At 64.4% G+C, this 15,501-nt stretch carries 14 protein-coding genes and 1 pseudogene; 8 read left to right on the forward strand and 7 right to left on the reverse strand.

Features of this window, described 5'->3' with window-relative positions; all coding sequences use genetic code 11:
- Positions 1–67: 67 nt before the first annotated feature.
- The 3 genes from DVK05_RS04550 to DVK05_RS04560 all read left to right on the forward strand — a co-directional run bounded on the left by DVK05_RS04550 (position 68) and on the right by DVK05_RS04560 (position 3,318).
- The gene (locus tag DVK05_RS04550; protein WP_121562210.1) at positions 68–619 is read left to right on the forward strand and encodes an LUD domain-containing protein; all 552 of its coding nucleotides are present in this window, start codon (positions 68–70) and stop codon (positions 617–619) included.
- A complete protein-coding gene (locus tag DVK05_RS04555; RefSeq protein WP_121562211.1) occupies positions 616–2,907 on the forward strand; it encodes an LUD domain-containing protein in 2,292 nt (763 codons plus the stop codon). Before DVK05_RS04550 ends, DVK05_RS04555 begins: the two co-directional genes overlap by 4 nt.
- Before the next feature lie 105 nt (positions 2,908–3,012).
- Positions 3,013–3,318, forward strand: coding sequence for a PRC-barrel domain-containing protein (locus DVK05_RS04560; protein WP_053772364.1), 306 nt, complete (start codon positions 3,013–3,015; stop codon positions 3,316–3,318).
- A 35-nt stretch (positions 3,319–3,353) separates the two neighbouring features.
- Here the strand turns inward: DVK05_RS04560 and DVK05_RS04565 are convergent, their stop codons facing one another.
- The 4 genes from DVK05_RS04565 to DVK05_RS04580 all read right to left on the reverse strand — a co-directional run bounded on the left by DVK05_RS04565 (position 3,354) and on the right by DVK05_RS04580 (position 5,647).
- On the reverse strand, positions 3,354–3,680 hold the full coding sequence (locus DVK05_RS04565) for a hypothetical protein (protein ID WP_121562212.1): 327 nt from the start codon (positions 3,678–3,680) through the stop codon (positions 3,354–3,356).
- Between the two features lie 46 nt (positions 3,681–3,726).
- Complete coding sequence (locus DVK05_RS04570; protein WP_121562213.1) at positions 3,727–4,143, reverse strand: hypothetical protein; 417 nt, start codon at positions 4,141–4,143, stop codon at positions 3,727–3,729.
- Positions 4,144–4,278: 135 nt separating this feature from the next.
- Complete coding sequence (locus DVK05_RS04575; RefSeq protein ID WP_121562453.1) at positions 4,279–4,974, reverse strand: hypothetical protein; 696 nt, start codon at positions 4,972–4,974, stop codon at positions 4,279–4,281.
- A gap of 112 nt (positions 4,975–5,086) precedes the next feature.
- Entirely contained in the window at positions 5,087–5,647 is a 561-nt protein-coding gene (locus DVK05_RS04580) for a thioredoxin family protein (protein ID WP_121562214.1), read from the reverse strand.
- A 132-nt stretch (positions 5,648–5,779) separates the two neighbouring features.
- Between DVK05_RS04580 and DVK05_RS04585 the strand changes: the two genes are divergently transcribed.
- Together DVK05_RS04585 and DVK05_RS04590 are read left to right on the forward strand one after the other, a co-directional pair.
- Complete coding sequence (locus tag DVK05_RS04585; RefSeq protein WP_121562215.1) at positions 5,780–6,085, forward strand: DUF433 domain-containing protein; 306 nt, start codon at positions 5,780–5,782, stop codon at positions 6,083–6,085.
- A 3-nt stretch (positions 6,086–6,088) separates the two neighbouring features.
- The gene (locus DVK05_RS04590) at positions 6,089–6,433 is read left to right on the forward strand and encodes a DUF5615 family PIN-like protein (protein ID WP_121562216.1); all 345 of its coding nucleotides are present in this window, start codon (positions 6,089–6,091) and stop codon (positions 6,431–6,433) included.
- 37 nt (positions 6,434–6,470) lie between these two features.
- Here DVK05_RS04590 and DVK05_RS04595 read toward each other — a convergent pair whose 3' ends face one another.
- Together DVK05_RS04595 and DVK05_RS04600 are read right to left on the reverse strand one after the other, a co-directional pair.
- Positions 6,471–7,415, reverse strand: a complete 945-nt coding sequence (locus DVK05_RS04595) for a DUF368 domain-containing protein (protein ID WP_121562217.1) — start codon at positions 7,413–7,415, stop codon at positions 6,471–6,473.
- A 91-nt stretch (positions 7,416–7,506) separates the two neighbouring features.
- The gene (locus tag DVK05_RS04600) at positions 7,507–10,647 is read right to left on the reverse strand and encodes an oligosaccharyl transferase, archaeosortase A system-associated (RefSeq protein ID WP_121562218.1); all 3,141 of its coding nucleotides are present in this window, start codon (positions 10,645–10,647) and stop codon (positions 7,507–7,509) included.
- A gap of 144 nt (positions 10,648–10,791) precedes the next feature.
- Between DVK05_RS04600 and aglG the strand changes: the two genes are divergently transcribed.
- On the forward strand, positions 10,792–11,709 hold the full coding sequence (gene aglG, locus DVK05_RS04605; RefSeq protein WP_121562219.1) for a glucosyl-dolichyl phosphate glucuronosyltransferase: 918 nt from the start codon (positions 10,792–10,794) through the stop codon (positions 11,707–11,709).
- A gap of 109 nt (positions 11,710–11,818) precedes the next feature.
- Positions 11,819–12,979 (forward strand): DegT/DnrJ/EryC1/StrS aminotransferase family protein, encoded by a 1,161-nt coding sequence (locus tag DVK05_RS04610; protein ID WP_121562220.1) that lies wholly within the window; start codon positions 11,819–11,821, stop codon positions 12,977–12,979.
- An 810-nt stretch (positions 12,980–13,789) separates the two neighbouring features.
- Here the strand turns inward: DVK05_RS04610 and DVK05_RS04615 are convergent.
- Positions 13,790–14,424 (reverse strand): annotated as a pseudogene (locus DVK05_RS04615) (IS6 family transposase).
- A 159-nt stretch (positions 14,425–14,583) separates the two neighbouring features.
- On the opposite strand from DVK05_RS04615, the gene DVK05_RS04620 reads away from it, so the two are divergent.
- Positions 14,584–15,471 (forward strand): sulfotransferase domain-containing protein, encoded by an 888-nt coding sequence (locus tag DVK05_RS04620; RefSeq protein WP_121562221.1) that lies wholly within the window; start codon positions 14,584–14,586, stop codon positions 15,469–15,471.
- Positions 15,472–15,501 lie beyond the last annotated feature (30 nt).

Below are 15,501 nucleotides of genomic sequence, written 5' to 3' on the forward strand. Positions count from 1 at the left end.
GCGCGGTCCGGTTCGCGTCCGCGAGAAGCGCCGCAACACCCTTATGCCGACCGGCGAAGTGACCACCATGTCGCTCGCAGACACGTCGACGTTCACGGGTCGACTCGACGACCTCGGCGTCGCGGTCTCGGCGGGGCCGCCCGCGGAGTGCGCGGCCATGGTCGAGGCGGCCGCGGGCGAGCCCGCGGTCGGGGTCCCGCTCGACCGGTCCGGGCCGGCCGCGTTCGCCGACTCGCCCGCGACCCTCCCGGAGCGGATCGAGACGGAGCCGACCACCGCCGACCTGCGCGGGGCGCACACCGGCGTCACCGCGGCGTCGCTGGGCGTCGCCGAGTACGGGAGCGTCGCGCTGGAGGCGGACGCGGCCGGCACGGAGCCGGTGAGCCTGTTCGTCGACCGCCACGTCGTCGTCCTCCGCGAGGCGGACCTGGTCCCCGACATGCCCGACGCCTTCGAGTGGCTCGGGCCGCGGGCGCGCGACGAGTCGGTCGACGTGGTGTTCGCGACCGGCCCGAGCGCGACGGCGGACATGGGCGGGCTCGTCCACGGCGCGCACGGGCCGAAGGAGGTCCACGTGGTGCTGCTCCGCGAGGACGACCCTGCGGAGGGGGAGCGATGAGCAGCGACGCCGACCCCGGCGCTGCGGATGGCGCGCGCGCCGCCGAGGCGCCGGGCGACCTCGACCGAGAGGCGAAGGCCGACCGGATCCGCGAGCTGCTGGCGACCGAGGGCGACGCGGTCGCGGCGAACACCCGCGGGTTCAACGAGGGGCGCTACGAGTCGACCGGCCGGCTCGACGGCTACGAGGCGCTGAAAGACGAGGCGCGGGCGATCAAGGAGGACGCGATCGAGCGGCTGCCCGAGCTCATCGACGAGGTGACGGAGACGGTGGAGGCCAACGGCGGCACCGTCTACCTCGCCGACGACGCGGCCGACGCCAACCGGTACATCCGGGAGGTGGCGGCGGAGCGCGGCGCCGAGCGCGCGGTGAAGTCGAAGTCGATGACCTCCGAGGAGATCGAGGTGAACGACGCGCTCGCGGAGGACGGCGTCGAGGTCGTCGAGACGGACCTCGGCGAGTGGGTGCTCCAGCTGGCCGACGAGGAGCCGTCGCACATCGTCGCGCCGGCGATCCACAAGTCCCGCGAGGCCATCGCCGAGCTGTTCGCGGAGCGGTTCGACCCCGACGACCCGCCCGAGACCGCCGAGGAGCTCACGATGTTCGCCCGCGAGCGGCTCGGCGAGCTGATCGAGGACGCCGACCTCGGGATGACCGGCGCGAACTTCGTCGCCGCGGACTCGGGGACCATGCTCCTCGTGACGAGCGAGGGCAACGCCCGGAAGACGGTGACCGCGACCGACACGCATGTCGCGGTCGCGGGCGTCGAGAAGCTCGTCCCGACCGTCGAGGACTTCTCCCCGTTCGTCGAGCTGATCGGGCGGTCGGGGACCGGGCAGGATGTGACCTCCTACATCTCGACGCTGACGCCGCCGGTCGACTCGCCGGTGCCGGACTTCGCGGCCGACGACGGACCCCTGGCCGACGGCTCGGCGTCCGACCGCGAGTTCCACCTCGTGCTCATCGACAACGGGCGCCTGGCGATGCGCGACGACGAGACGCTAAAAGAGACGCTGTACTGCATCCGCTGTTCGGCCTGCTCGAACGCCTGCGGCAACTTCCAGAGCGTCGGCGGGCACGCCTTCGGCGGCGAGACCTACTCCGGCGGCATCGCGACCGGCTGGGAAGCGGGCATCGAAGGGCTCGACACCGCGGCCGAGTTCAACGACCTCTGTACGGGCTGCTCGCGCTGCGTCCCGGCGTGTCCGGTCGGCATCGACATCCCGTGGATCAACACCGCGGTCCGCGACCGGATCAACCGCGGCGAGGCCGACCCGAGCCAGCTCGACTGGGCGTTCGAGGAGCTGGTCCCCGACGAGGAGCCCGGCGGCCTCGACCTCGGCACCCGGCTCGTGGGCAACTACTCGACGCTCGCGAAGTGGGGGCACAAGACGGCGCCGCTCGCCAACCGGCTCGCGGACGTCGGCCCGCTGCGCGCGGTCGCCGAGCGGGTCGCCGGCATCGACCGCCGCCGCGACCTCCCCGCGTTCGCGCGCGAGTCGCTCGTGGAGTGGTTCGACGCCCGCGGCGGCCCCGCGGTCCCGGCCGACGAGGCGACCCGCGAGGCGGTCGTCTACCCCGACACCGCGACGAACTACGTCGACGTCGCGCGCGGCAAGGCGACCGTCAGGGCGCTGGAGGCGCTCGGCGTCCGCGTGCTGGTGCCCGCCCTGCCCGGCAGCGGTCGCCCGCCGCTGTCCCAAGGGATGATCGCGACCGCCGAGGCGGCCGCCGAGGACGTGTACGCGGGGCTGGCGCCCCACCTCGACGCCGACCGCGACGTGGTGGTGATCGAGCCGAGCGACCTCGCGACGTTCCGCCGCGAGTACGAGCGGTTCCTCCCGGCCGACTCCCACGAGCGGCTCGCGGCCGCGAGCTACGACGCCATGGAGTACGTCTTCGGCCTGCTGGAGAACGGCGCCGACCCCGCGGCGCTGCGCGCGCCGAGCGAGGGCACCGGGCCCGTAGCGTCGGGCAGGCGGATCGCCTACCACCCGCACTGTCAGGCGCGCACGGTCGAGGTGGGCGAGTACGCGACCGCGACCTTCGAGCGGCTCGGCTACGACGTGCTGGTCTCCGACACCGAGTGCTGCGGGATGGCGGGCTCGTTCGGCTACAAGACGGACTACTACGAGCTGAGCGTGGACGTGGGCGAGCCCCTCGTCAAGCAGTTCGGCGACACCGACCGGACCGTCGTCGCGCCCGGCACCTCCTGTACCGAACAGCTCGACGCCCTGCTGGAGGCGTCGCCGCTCCACCCGATCGAAGTGATCGCGCCGCGGGAGTGACGGGCGCCGGGAGTTGCGGGGTTCGGACAGCGGGGGCCGGACGGCGTCGGACGCGCGTCGTTCGACAACGAACGCTTATTAGGCGCGCTCGTGACCGTGTCGTGTATGAACGCAGCCCCCGAAGAGATCACGTCGCTCGTCGGCCGCGAGGTGTACTCCAGCAACGGCGTCTTCGTCGGCGAAATCGAGGACATCCAGCTCGACTTAGACGCCCGCGCCGTGACCGGCCTCGCGCTCGCCGAACTCAACCACGAGCTGTTCGCCGGACAGGTGAGCGGCTCGACGGGCGTCATCGTCCCGTACCGCTGGGTCCGCGCGGTCGGCGACGTCGTCCTGATCAACGACGTCATCGAGCGCTACGACGCCGGCGAGTCCGACGAGGAAGCGAGCGAGATCGCCGAGTCGCGGTGAGGGGTTCTCGGTCGGGCGGACCGCGCCCGACCGGCTCAGAAGGGTAACGCGTCGCGGAGGCTGGCGATCACGCCGCGCTCCTCCCGGCGGGCCTCGTCGAACACCGGGTAGAGCGCGTCGAGGAACGCCGTCTCGTTTTCGAACTCCCGTTGCGGCACGCGGTCGAGCGCGTCCGAGAGCGCGATCGAGCGCCCCTGCGCGTCGTAGGGCACCTCCTGATCGCCGAGCGCGTCGCGTAGCTCCGCGGCCGTCGCGGGGAACGACACGTCCGCCTCGTCGAGCCGGGCGTCGAGCGCGGCGATGCCGAACTCGATCGCCTCCGGTTCCTTCGTATCGCCGCCACCGGGTGGCCGTGCTGCCATTGTGACCTGATACTCCCTCCGACGGCTTGAAACCCCTGCTCTCGGCTCACTCCGGCACCGACTCCGTCGGCGGGACGGCGTCGACGACGGCGAGTTCGACCCCGTCCCCGGCCCGGTCGAAGGCGGCGACCGAGTCCGCGTCGTACGGCGGGACCGCGACGATCACCACGCCCGCGAGGTCGTCGGTGCGGGAGAGGCCGAGGAACCCGTCCGGGTGCGAGAGGAACCGCGCGCCGCCCTCGCCGGCCGGCGTGCCGAGGTCGACGCCGAACACGGAGCTGACCGAGCTGCCCACCGACGGGAGCGTGAAGTGCGTCACCACCGGCGTCGCCGGGTCGAGCCCGAGGTCCGCCTCGAACTCCCCGGCGGGCGTCGCCGAGAGCCGGACGTTCACCTCGTCGGGGTCCTCGCTCGCGGCGCGCTCGCGGAGCACGGTCAACAGGTCGCGGGTGACGTAGATCACTGGTCGCCCGTCGCTACGGGACGCATTGGCAAAAGGTCACGCACCGCTCGGCCAACGCCGCGGCGGCCCTGAAAGCTGCCGCGGCGCCCCGGAGGCCCTGAAACCGCCCCGGCGCCGCGGCGTCGCCGTTCCCGCTCAGAACGGCAGCGCCGACGCGAGCGTCTTCGCGTACAGCCCGGGCGCCTTCGACCGGGAGTCCGAGAGGGCGTCCTCGACGGCGACGGCCGCGCGCTCGTGGACGCCGACGCCGTGCCCGGTCAGGACCCGTTCGGGGTCGAGCCCCGAGAGGGTGGTCGTCGGCGGCGTGAGCCGCAGCATCGGGTGGACGCCGAGTCGCTCGCGGTCGCCCCGGAAGTACGACGCGGTGCCGAGCGACTCGGGGACGATGAGCGTCTCGCCGTCGAAGAGCCCGACCTCCTGCCACGGCGGCAGCGAGGAGTCGCGGATCCGGATCGCCTCGAAGCCCGTGTCGGCGAGCCGCGAGCCGAACCGCTCGACCTCGACGTCGGGGTCCAGCTCCTCGGCGACGCCCGTCATCCACTCGGGGACGTACACCGGAACGCCGTGACGCGCGGCGACCTCGCCGCTGTCGCGCACGTGGCGGTCGAGCCCGACGACGACGCCGGCCACCTCGCCGAGGTCGTCGAGCAGCTCGTCGACGCCGGGCGCGTCGACCGGGTCGACCACCCACACGTCGGCCGCGTCCGTCTCCTCGTTGTCGACCGCGAACGCGTGGCTCGCGCGCTCCATCGTCTCGTCGGGGTACGCGATCCAGCCGACGCCGCCGTCGTAGCGATCGATCTCGTGGAGGTCCGGCTCGTCGCCTTTCATGCCCATACCCTCCGTTCGGCCCGGACCCTTGTTAAGGCGTCTCCGTCGGAACGCCGTTCCGACACCGGATCGCGCCCCGGGCGCTCCGTCGTCGACCGCGCCTCGTCCAGCCTCACTCCTCGGGCCACTTGATCGAGCAGCCCCGCGAGGGCCGGTCCGGGATCTCGACGTCGTCGCCCGCGAGGACGGCGTCGACCGCGTCGCGGACGTAGAGCTCGGTCGGCTCGTCGTCGGGGTTGAGCGCGTCGTCGAGCCGGCCGTGGTAGCGCAGGCGGTACGTGCCGTCCTCGCGGCCGAAGAGGAACGGGTCGGGGGTACACACCGCGTCGTAGGCGGCCGCCACCTCGCCGGTCTCGTCGCGGAGGTACGCGTCGTACGCGACCGTGCCGTCCGCGACCGCCTCGCGCATCGCCTCGAACGAGTCGTCGGGGTACTCGTCGGCGTCGTTCGGGTTGATCCCGACGACCGAGAGGTCGTCGTACTCGGCCGCGAGGTCGTTCAACAGGTCGATCTTCGCCTTCGCGTACGGGCAGTGGTTACAGGTGAAGACGACCAGCAGCGCGTCCGTCTCGAAGTCGTCGAGCGCGTGCGTCTCCCCGTCCGTGCCGGGCAGTTCGAAGTCGGGCGCGGCGTCGCCGCGGTCGAGCGCCGAGTCGGATTCCATCTGGACCATGCGGAACCGTATGGGCGGAAACGGAAAAGGCGTTGCGAGCCACACGAGCCGCCAGAGCCGGTCAGACCTCACAGACAACTGCGGCTGACGTGCCGGCAAAGACTAAAGGCCACTACGCCGGTAGCGATCGGTATGTCGAGGCAGATGAACACCGTCGTCGCAGGTGACGAGTCGGGGATCCACGACGAGCCGCATATCCGGGACCGGCGAATCACCGTGCGCCACGTCCACGCGCTGGTGGAAGAGCGGGGGCTCGACGCACAGACGGTCGCGGATCGGTTCGACCTCACTGCCGCAGAGGTCTACCACGCGCTGGCGTACTATCACGACCACCCGGAGGAGATGCGGGCCGTCGAGGAACGTCGGCGAGCACTCCACGACGCCGCAGCAAACGATCCGAACGTCGTCACCGGTCCCGAGGATCTGTCGGACGCGTAGCGCATGCGGGTGTCGTTTCTGCTCGACGAGAACATCGCGGCTCCGCTGGCAGACAAACTCGCCAAAGCGGGCCACGACGTGGAGCGCGTCGTCGCCGTGAGCGAGCTCGGTGAGGGTGTCGACGACACCGCCATTCGCCGGTACGCCGTCGAACACGACCGTCTTGTTGTCACCAGCGACGACGATTTCGTCCAGATGCCGGTCGACTCACACAGTGGCGTATTCTACGTGCCCGATCAATCACTCGAAACGCACGAGCTCTATCACATCATACAGCGCGTCGTCGAGGCGTATCCCAATCGGGGCGCCATGGAGACGGTGACGTACATTACCACCGACTGGTTGTGATTCTCACTTACCCCGTGTCAGCGACTGCGCCGTCGACTCAGTACTCGATGGTCGCGGAGTAGCGGTTCAACAGGGCGACGAGCCCGGCGCCGACGAGCGCCGCCAGCGCGAACCGCGGCGCGGCCGCCCGCCACGGCTCGCCGCTCTCGGCCAGTCGCGCTGACACCTCGACCAGCGGCGCGCGCAGCGCGCCGACGACCAAGCTCACGAGGAACGCGAGCGTGGCGGCCCGCGCCCGCGAGAGCGCGTAGCGGACGGCGTGCGCGATGGTGAAGAGCCCGCCGACGCCGCCGAGGAGGAACGCGGCCACCGGCGGCAGCGTCTCGACGAGCGCGCCCGCGCCGTTCCCGAGCGCGGCCGCGCCGACGCCGTCGACGAACCGCGCGACGACGCCGGACATGTACTCGTACTGGCCGAGGACGATGAGCAGCAGCGAGCCCGAGATGCCCGGCAACACCATCGCGCTGACGGCGACGCCCCCGGCGAGGAAGACGACCGGGAGCGGGCTGCCGAGCGCGGTCGCCGCGACGCCGGACGCGAGGAAGGCGAGCGCGAAGCCGGCGACCGCGGCGGCCTTCCGGCGCGCCGTCGAGAGGTCGACGTCGCCGAGCAGCACCGCGGCGCTCGCCGCGATCAGCCCGAAGAAGAACCCGTACGTCGCGACCGGCTGCGTCGCCAGCAGCCGGTTCACCGCGCTCAACACCGTCACCACCGCGGTCCCGATCCCGGCGCCCAACACGAGCAGGAAGGCGCCGTCGACCTCGTGGAACGCGGCCCGCGCGTCGGCGCGGCCGCCCGGGCGCACCCCGCCGAGCACGCGGCGCGCCCGGTCGGGGTCGACGGCGGTGACCGCCGCGATCAGCCGCTCGTAGATCCCGACGATGAGCGCGATGGTGCCGCCGGAGACGCCCGGGACGGCGTCGGCGCTGCCCATCGCGACGCCCTTCAGGTACAGCGTCGCCCAGTCGCGGAGGTCGGCCATCTGCTCGCCACAAGCGGGGCCGCAGTAAAGAAGCGTGTGATCGGGCGGCCAGATCGACCGCGGGCGCCGAGACCGCGGTCGGATTCCGCGGTCAGTTCGGTGCGGTCACCGCCGTCGCGGTCGTCGCCGCCACCGGTTCGACGCCGATCACCGATCCGGCGTCGGTGGATTTCGTCGAGTCCCCGCCGTCGCTCCCGCTGTCGCCGTCGACCGGACACTCGGGGTCGCCGCTGGGACAGTCGATTATCCGCTCTTCGAGTTCGACCGTCGCGGCCGCGTCGTCGGCGCCGACGACCTGCCCCTCGGTCACCTCGACCTGCCCGAACCGCTCGGTGGTGTAGAGGTCGTCGTCGGTCGTCGCCGCCGTGGTGACGTTGTACGGCCCGGTCGCGCGGACGCTCGTGTTTGTGTACCCGTTCTCCGGACCGAACTCGTCGTACCCGGTCGTGGAGTACGGGAGCGTGAACTCGAAGTTCCCGTCGTCGTCCGCGGTCGCGTACTGCGTGTACTCGAACGTCTGCCCGTTCGGCTTCCGCAGCTCGACGGTCGCCTGGACCTCCTGGCCGGGCGCCGCGCCCGACCCCTCGACGGTCGCGCCCGGGACGCGCTCGAACGTCTTGACGAAGTCGTCGCGCAGCGCGCCGAGGAACGACTCACCGAACGTCGCCCGGAGGTCGACGCCGAACTGCTGGGCGAGGATGCTCGCCTGCTGGGCGTACGGCGACCGACCCGGTGCCTCCGTGGCGTGGACGAGCCGGTAGTGTTCCAGGGCGTCCAGCCGCTCCGAGGGCACGCCCATCACACCGCCGACCTGCGCGGAACCGTCCTCCTCGACGTACGACCGCGCGACCGAGAGGTTGTCGAACCGCCGGATCGCCTGTCCCTGGCTCGGGAGGACCCTGATGTCGATCTGTTCGCCTGAGGCGGTCTGTGCGCCCCGAGTCTCCCAGTCGACGACGACGGGCTCGGGCTCGACCGCGCTCCCGTAGTGCTGGTAGAGCCGGATCATCTGGCTCTCGTGGTAGCGTTGCGTGCGCGTCTGGAGGACCGCCCGGAACCCGCCCTGCTGGCCCTGCGGTCCCTCCACCTGCCGGTAGAGCAGTTCGTTGAAGTCGCGCACCGTCTTGTTGCCGCTGTAGAAGGTGACCGGCGCGTTGAACTTGGAGTTCGGCGACGCCATCTGCCAGTCGACCATCACGTAGCGGGTCCGGTTGCCCTCGGTGCTCTGACTCGCGAGCACCTCCGCGGCTTCCTCCTCGCTCGGCGCGAGGAGGTAGTCGGCCGCCTCGCCCGCGTTCTGCTGGAACGGGTTGGCGTTCGGGATGCGCTCGGCGCGCGTGGTGATCCAGTGGCCGTAGTCCCACCACGACTGGACGCCGTAGGCTCCCTCCGGGTATTCGAAGTCGCCGTCCGCGGGCCGCTCGTAGGTGCCGTACAGCTCCATCGGGTTGTCCGCGCCTTCGAGCTCGCCCGGTTGGGGGGTCTCGTCGTTCATCCACTGGAGGCTCTCGTCCCACTGGACGATGCTGCCAGGTTGGCTGGAGTTACCCGCCTGCCACACCGGCGTGGCGACCCCGACCAGCGGGACGATAAGGATCGCGATGACGGCAGCGACGGTGAGTACCTGCCACCCTTCGATCTCGCGGACGGCGTCGAGCGAGGTGAGATCGAGAGTGTCGAGCGCGACTTGGAGGAAGTACGCCGTGCCGACCGCGACGACGACGGCGAGGTAGTAGTTGAACCGGACCTGCGTGAACGCCGCGCTGCCGATGAACGCCGCCCACACGACGAAGTACAGCTCCTCGGCATCGTACTCGACGAGCAGCGTCGCACCGACGAGGAAGGCGGCCGCGATGAGCAGGCCGATCACCTGCCAGTCGACGCCGATGACACCGCCGATGGCGCCGTACGCCTGCGGAACGGCGTAGACGGAGCCGACGACCGCGAGCGCGGGCGGGATGTAGAGGGTGTGGTTTGTGTCGTCAGAGCGGTAGAGCGGGCGCGCGAGGATGTAGAGGACCGCGGCGAGCGCGAGGAAGAAGGCGAGCCCGTATTGTGAGAAGACGAAGTTCGAGAACGAGGCACCCTGGAGGGGTGGTTGCGCCTCGCCGATGGTGCGAGCCCCGGCGCTCGCGGAGAAGGCGACGGTGTTGAGGAGGTTGCCGATGACCGTCGACCACAGTGAGGGCATCGCCAGCCAGACGAACCCTGCGGATGCGAGGACGAGGCCGCCGACGGCCGCGGGGTAGGTGTCGGTGCCGAGGTCGCGCGCCTCCCACTGGCGGGCGAGCCACGCGAGGAAGACGGCGCCAAGCGCGACGGCGATCGGCGTGACAATCTGGAGTAAGGAGTACTCGCTCGATGCGAACCGGAGGGTGTCGAGCGGGATAATCTGCATCAGGCCCGCGACGGACATCGCGACTGCGCCGGCGAACGCCACCGGTTCCGGGCTCTTGCCGTGGTAGGTGTCGCTCGTGATCTTGACTGCGAGGAAAATCCCCGTGAAGCCGACCATCAGGATACCCGGCTGCCACGTCCACATGTACAGTCCGAGCGCAACGCCGGCCGCGGCGGCGTAGGTGATCGGCTTACGGAGCGCGTTCCAGTCCTGATCGACGACGAGCTCCCACACCGGCTTCTCGCGTTCGGCGACACCGAGCGCGACGAGGAACGCGAGGACGGCGGTGCTCTGGAAGAGGACCTCGGCCGCGCTGTGGTCGGGGAACCCGACGAGGGTGTACCGGAGGAACGTCCCGGAGAACAGCGCCAGTGTCGCCGCGCCCACGAGCGCGGGCACGCGGTCAACGAAACGACGCGCAATAAAGTACGTCGGCACCGCGACGAGCGCGCCGATAATCGGCGACATGACGAGCATGACCTCCTCGGTACTGCCCATGATCGGTCGGGCGATCCAGATGCCGACCGCCATGATGTGATCCCAAAGGGTCCCGAACTGCCCCGCGTTCGTCCCGACCGGGAAGCCGGTCCAGACGTCGTACGGGAGCGTGCTCGGATAGTTCTCGAGGAGGTAACTCGTCGTCCGGAGGTGATACCACGCGTCGTTGCCACGGAAGTACACCTCGCCGTTCTGGATGAAGTTCCCGTACGAGCGCAGCCGCGTCCACAGCATGAACGCGACCACCCCGAGGAGGACGGGAACATGGTACCACCGCGCGAGGAGATCGGACGGGGACGAGTCCGATTCAGCCGGCGGATCGTTCGAATCGCTCATTGTTCCATGAGACTGTCAAAACGCGCATAAGGCTTGTCATCTACCCGCGTCCGGCGCGCGTGTTCTGGCGTGTTCACCCGCGAACACGTACCGGCCTCGAGGCGAGGCGGAAACCCTAAGCGCACGGGTCGAAAGCGTCTCGGTGTGAAGGTCTCGGTCGTCGTCTGTACGTACACGCTAGACATGTACGAGCACTTCCGCGAGGCCGCCGACAGCGTCCTCGCGCAGACACACGACGATGTCGAACTCGTCGTGGTTGTCGACGGGACGCCTGAGGTGTACGACCGCGTCGTCGAGGACTACGGCGACCGTGAGGACACGGTGATCGTGTGTAACGACGAGAATTTGGGGTTGCTGGCGAGTCGCAACCGCGGCGCTGAGTTGGTGTCGGGCGATGTCGTCGCGTTCATTGATGATGACGCGGTGGCAGACGAGACGTGGGCCGCGCGGTTGGTGCGCGCCTACGAGGAGGAGGACGCGATCGCGGCCGGTGGGAGGATGACCCCCGAGTGGGTCGCGGGGAAGCCCTCGTTTCTCCCCGAGGAGTTCTACTGGTTGGTCGGAGTGAACCATCGCGGATTCGCGGACGGCCCGGGTGAGGTGCGGAACACCTTCGGCTCGAACATATCGTTCCGAGCGGACGTGTTTGCGGAGTTAGGTGGATTCGACGTCGACATCGGCGGGCGGAAAGGAAATAAGAACCTCCAGGGTGGAGAGACTGAGCTGTGCGCCCGGATGCAAGAGGAGTATGGACAGGGTGTGTGGTATGATCCGGAAGCCGAGGTGGCACACAAAGTGTTCAATTATCGGACAGAGTTTCGATGGCTGACGGATCGGGCGTTCTGGCAGGGGTACTCGAAGCGGGCGATGGAGTCGTTCGTCGAGGATGAAGGGGGCGAAGAGGGAATGTATCTGTACTTGTTGATAACAGACTTCGTTCCGCAGCGGTTAAAAAATCTGCTTAGTACACCTTCACAACAGGAACTGGAACAATTTATCTGTCTTTTCTGGTTCACATGTGTTGTCGGATTCGGATACCTATATGCCATCATAGAGCACTGAGACGAGGTATTGGATGAAATAAAACTGAGGGGAGCGGAGGGTCTGTCGTATATATTATAATAACATATTCTATCGCTGGTTTCTTGATTTAGTGCCCAGTACCAATAATATGGTCAAGCATGTGGATGTCGCCGAGCCAATTCTCGGCGATGAGGAACGAAGTAACCTCAGTGATGTTCTTGATTCTGGCCGTTTCTTACAGGGAGAATTCGTGGAGGAATTTGAGGAAAAATGGGCTGATTACGTTGGGACAAAGCACGCCGTCGCAGTCACTAACGGAACGACGGCAATCCAACTGTCCCTGAAAGCGCTTGGATTGGAACCTGGTGATGAGGTTATTGTCCCATCACTAACGTTTGGATCGACCGCTACTGCTGTTGTCCACCAGGCTGGAGTGCCCGTCTTTGCCGACATCGATCGAGAAATCTACACCCTTGACCATACAGATCTCGAGAGATGTGTTTCTGACGAAACATTTGCGATTATGCCAGTCCATCTATACGGTCATCCCGCTGAGATGGACAAAATTCGAGCGTTCGCTGACGAACACGATTTATACGTTATAGAGGATGCGGCACAGGCGCACGGCGCATCATACAAAGACGATTTTGTTGGTTCGATCGGTGATGTCGCCTGCTTCTCGTTTTACGCGACCAAGAATATAACGACAGGTGAAGGCGGTATCGTGACGACAGACAATGACGCGGTCGCGGAACAACTTCGAATGCTTAGAAGTCATGGAATGGCAAACCGTGACCAGCATGTCACCCTCGGTTACAATTTCCGGATGAGCGAATTGAATGGGGCTATTGGAACGGCACAGGTTGATCGACTTGAGCGGTTCAATAAACGTCGGAGAGATATTAGCGAGCGTCTGCTCAACGAACTCAATGATTTGGACTGGTTGGAGCCAGCTACGGTGCGAACATACGTCAATCACGCGTACTTTTGGGCACCTTTCGAGGTGAAACCAGAAAAGATTGGTATGAGCGGAAAAGAAGTTTGGAGAAAGCTTCGTGATAGGGGCGTTGAAACACGACACAGATATAATATTCCGCTCTACGATCAGCCGGTCTTCGAGCGACATCGGGGGTTTAATTCAGATTTCCCGTGGAGCGAGAACGCAAATAACCACGACTATGATTTATCGCTCCCTAATGTCGAAGCGATTGTCGGGAATATGATCGGGCTACCGAATCATCCCAATCTCACGGAGGAAGAAATACAATACGTTATCGAAACAGTTCGAGACTTCGAAGATGCGGTGTAATGGAGATTATATAGTGATATCCGTTGACCGGTTGTATCGGTAACTACGTCATTGAGGAAGTGCTCAAATGGAGTCCTCAGTTAGAGCCGTTGAATCGGTGCTCTGGGGAGGTTACGAACCAGACCCCTAGGCGGGAACAATCAGTTGGAAATTTGTGAGGGTGATATTCGCCATATCAGGATCCCTTGCACGCTGCTGAAGGATCTCTACCGTGACTCATCTGGCAGGAATTGTCGGAGATCCTACTTTTACTGTACGCTCTTCTGTAGGAGATTGTTCAGGATCTACCGAGCATCCCCAGCGTGAAGGGTATTCATTGGGCGCTACCCACGGAGAGGGACCCAAGACTGCGGTCGGCGCCAATGCGGGGGTTTCGAAGGCTTAATTGCCGGTACTGTTTCAGTTGTTACCCTAGTCGCCTACCTTCAGGAGCGTGGCGATGACCTCTCGCTGGTCAAGCAGGTTAAACGCGATTTTAGCGAGTGCCGACTCGATCTCCAGATCGATGATTGGGACGCACAGATCCGCGAAGTCGTCAACTAGGCTGGAGACGTCGGCCTGGAGACGTTGAAGGACATCACACGTGGGTTCGGGTTGGTCGGTGAGCTACGGCGCGTCGACTGTCAGGACCCACCGAGAGGAAACTCGTTTGAGAGGCCGAAAACCCGTCGAGCATCAACTGTCGGATATCAACGGCGTCGTATTCTAATTGAAAGTTGATTTCCCCTATCGAACTCGTTATGCGATACGACATTGGTATTGTTCCTAGTCTGAGACTAAAGATTCCGAAAACTCCCAGCACGGTAGTGTTTAGATAAGCTGATTCCATGCGAAGGCAAACGCTTGAAGCCAATTTCAGCGGTACTCGGCTTGACATGGCTAAACGTATTTGAGAACTGGTTTGTTCGTCGTTTTACTTCACGAAAGACACGTTCGACGGCATTCCGATTCCCATGTGTAACGTGTTGGAATCGGAGCCCGTGACGATGATAGGCCGCCTGTAACCATGGAGCACCATCGACGAGAAATACTGCGTCGCCGACCTGATGTTTCTCACGCAGTTCTGAGAGAAACATCGAGGAGATCGCGTTCGTTCTCGTCGGATAGAGACGAACGTGGAGAAGGCGGTTCGTGTCGGGGGCGACAGCAGCGTACAGCCAATATCGTTCAGAATTGAGCTGAATCACGGTTTCATCGACCGCAACGTGATTCGGATCGGCACCGTCTGTCGGCTGTAGATCCACTTTTTGTACCCACCGGTGGACGGTAGTTCGATAGCGATCGACACCCAACCTTTCAAGAATCGAGACGGTATCCGGAAGTGATAGACCAGCCAAATGGAGTCGGATACCGAGCTTCATCACCGACTCGGGTGTCGCCTCTCACTTCAGAAAATCTAACTCGATACAACCGCTATCGCCGTTGAGGCGGTCGAAACTGAGCATGAACCACTCGATCTTTTGACCGCCTCATTCTTCGACCTTATCTCAACACCGCCCCCAGCACCACTCCCGAAAGTTTTGGAAACGTCTGTTATGCTGGCAGGTCCGTAATTCTTACCTACCCTGAATAGGGTTGTTGAATCGACTTAGAGGAGAATAAGAATGAAAGACGATCGTCTACCTGATTTCCTACATATCGGGGCACAGAAGGCTGGATCGACATGGATACATTATGCACTAAAGGAACATCCAGATATATTCATGCCAGAAAATGATAACGTGTCATTTTTCGATGTATATCACCATCGAGGAGAGGATTGGTATCAAGGCCAATTTGACGAGTATAATGGAGAGAAAATAGTAGGAGAAGAATCACCGGGATATGTTAAGCATCCTTTGGTTCCAAAACGAGCTGTAAATCTAATTCCTGATGCAAAAATAGTATTATGCGTTCGAAATCCGGTGGAAAGAGCGTACTCTCAGTGGTGGCATGCACAAAAGAATTGGACCAATGCTCCCTTTGAGTATGCTCTCAACTATCATGCGGCCAATAGTGCGATTATAGTCCCTGGGTTTTATGATTACCACATCTCTCGATGGGAAGAGCATTATCCTTCTGATCAGATAAAAATCGTGTTTTTCGACGATTTCACGTCGGATAATGAATCGTTCATTCAGGACATCTACGATTTCCTCGGCGTTGATAACGAATATGCGCCCTCTATCGTAGGAGAAAGAATCAAAGCGGGCAAGGACTTCAACGAACCTGGTTCACTTTATCGAGCTCGCAGACGCGTTCGAAACGGGATTTCGGAACTGAGTCCCGATATAGTCAGAGATGAAATCCTGCGTCCAGTATATAATAAATCTGCCGGCACATTGTTCAACGCCTATCAAAAAATAATCAAACCGATTGGAAGGTCCGGATATGAAGAGGGTATGAATCCTGATACACGACGAGAATTAGAACAAATATATTATGAATCTATAAAGAACTTAGAACGACGTACTGGCCGAGATCTTGGCCATTGGTTTGAGTACGCTGAATAAACATTCACAGGAGTAATTACGAATATAAAA

It is taken from the genome of Halorubrum sp. Atlit-8R (genome assembly GCF_003666025.1).
Taxonomy (GTDB): Archaea; Halobacteriota; Halobacteria; order Halobacteriales; family Haloferacaceae; genus Halorubrum; species Halorubrum salinarum.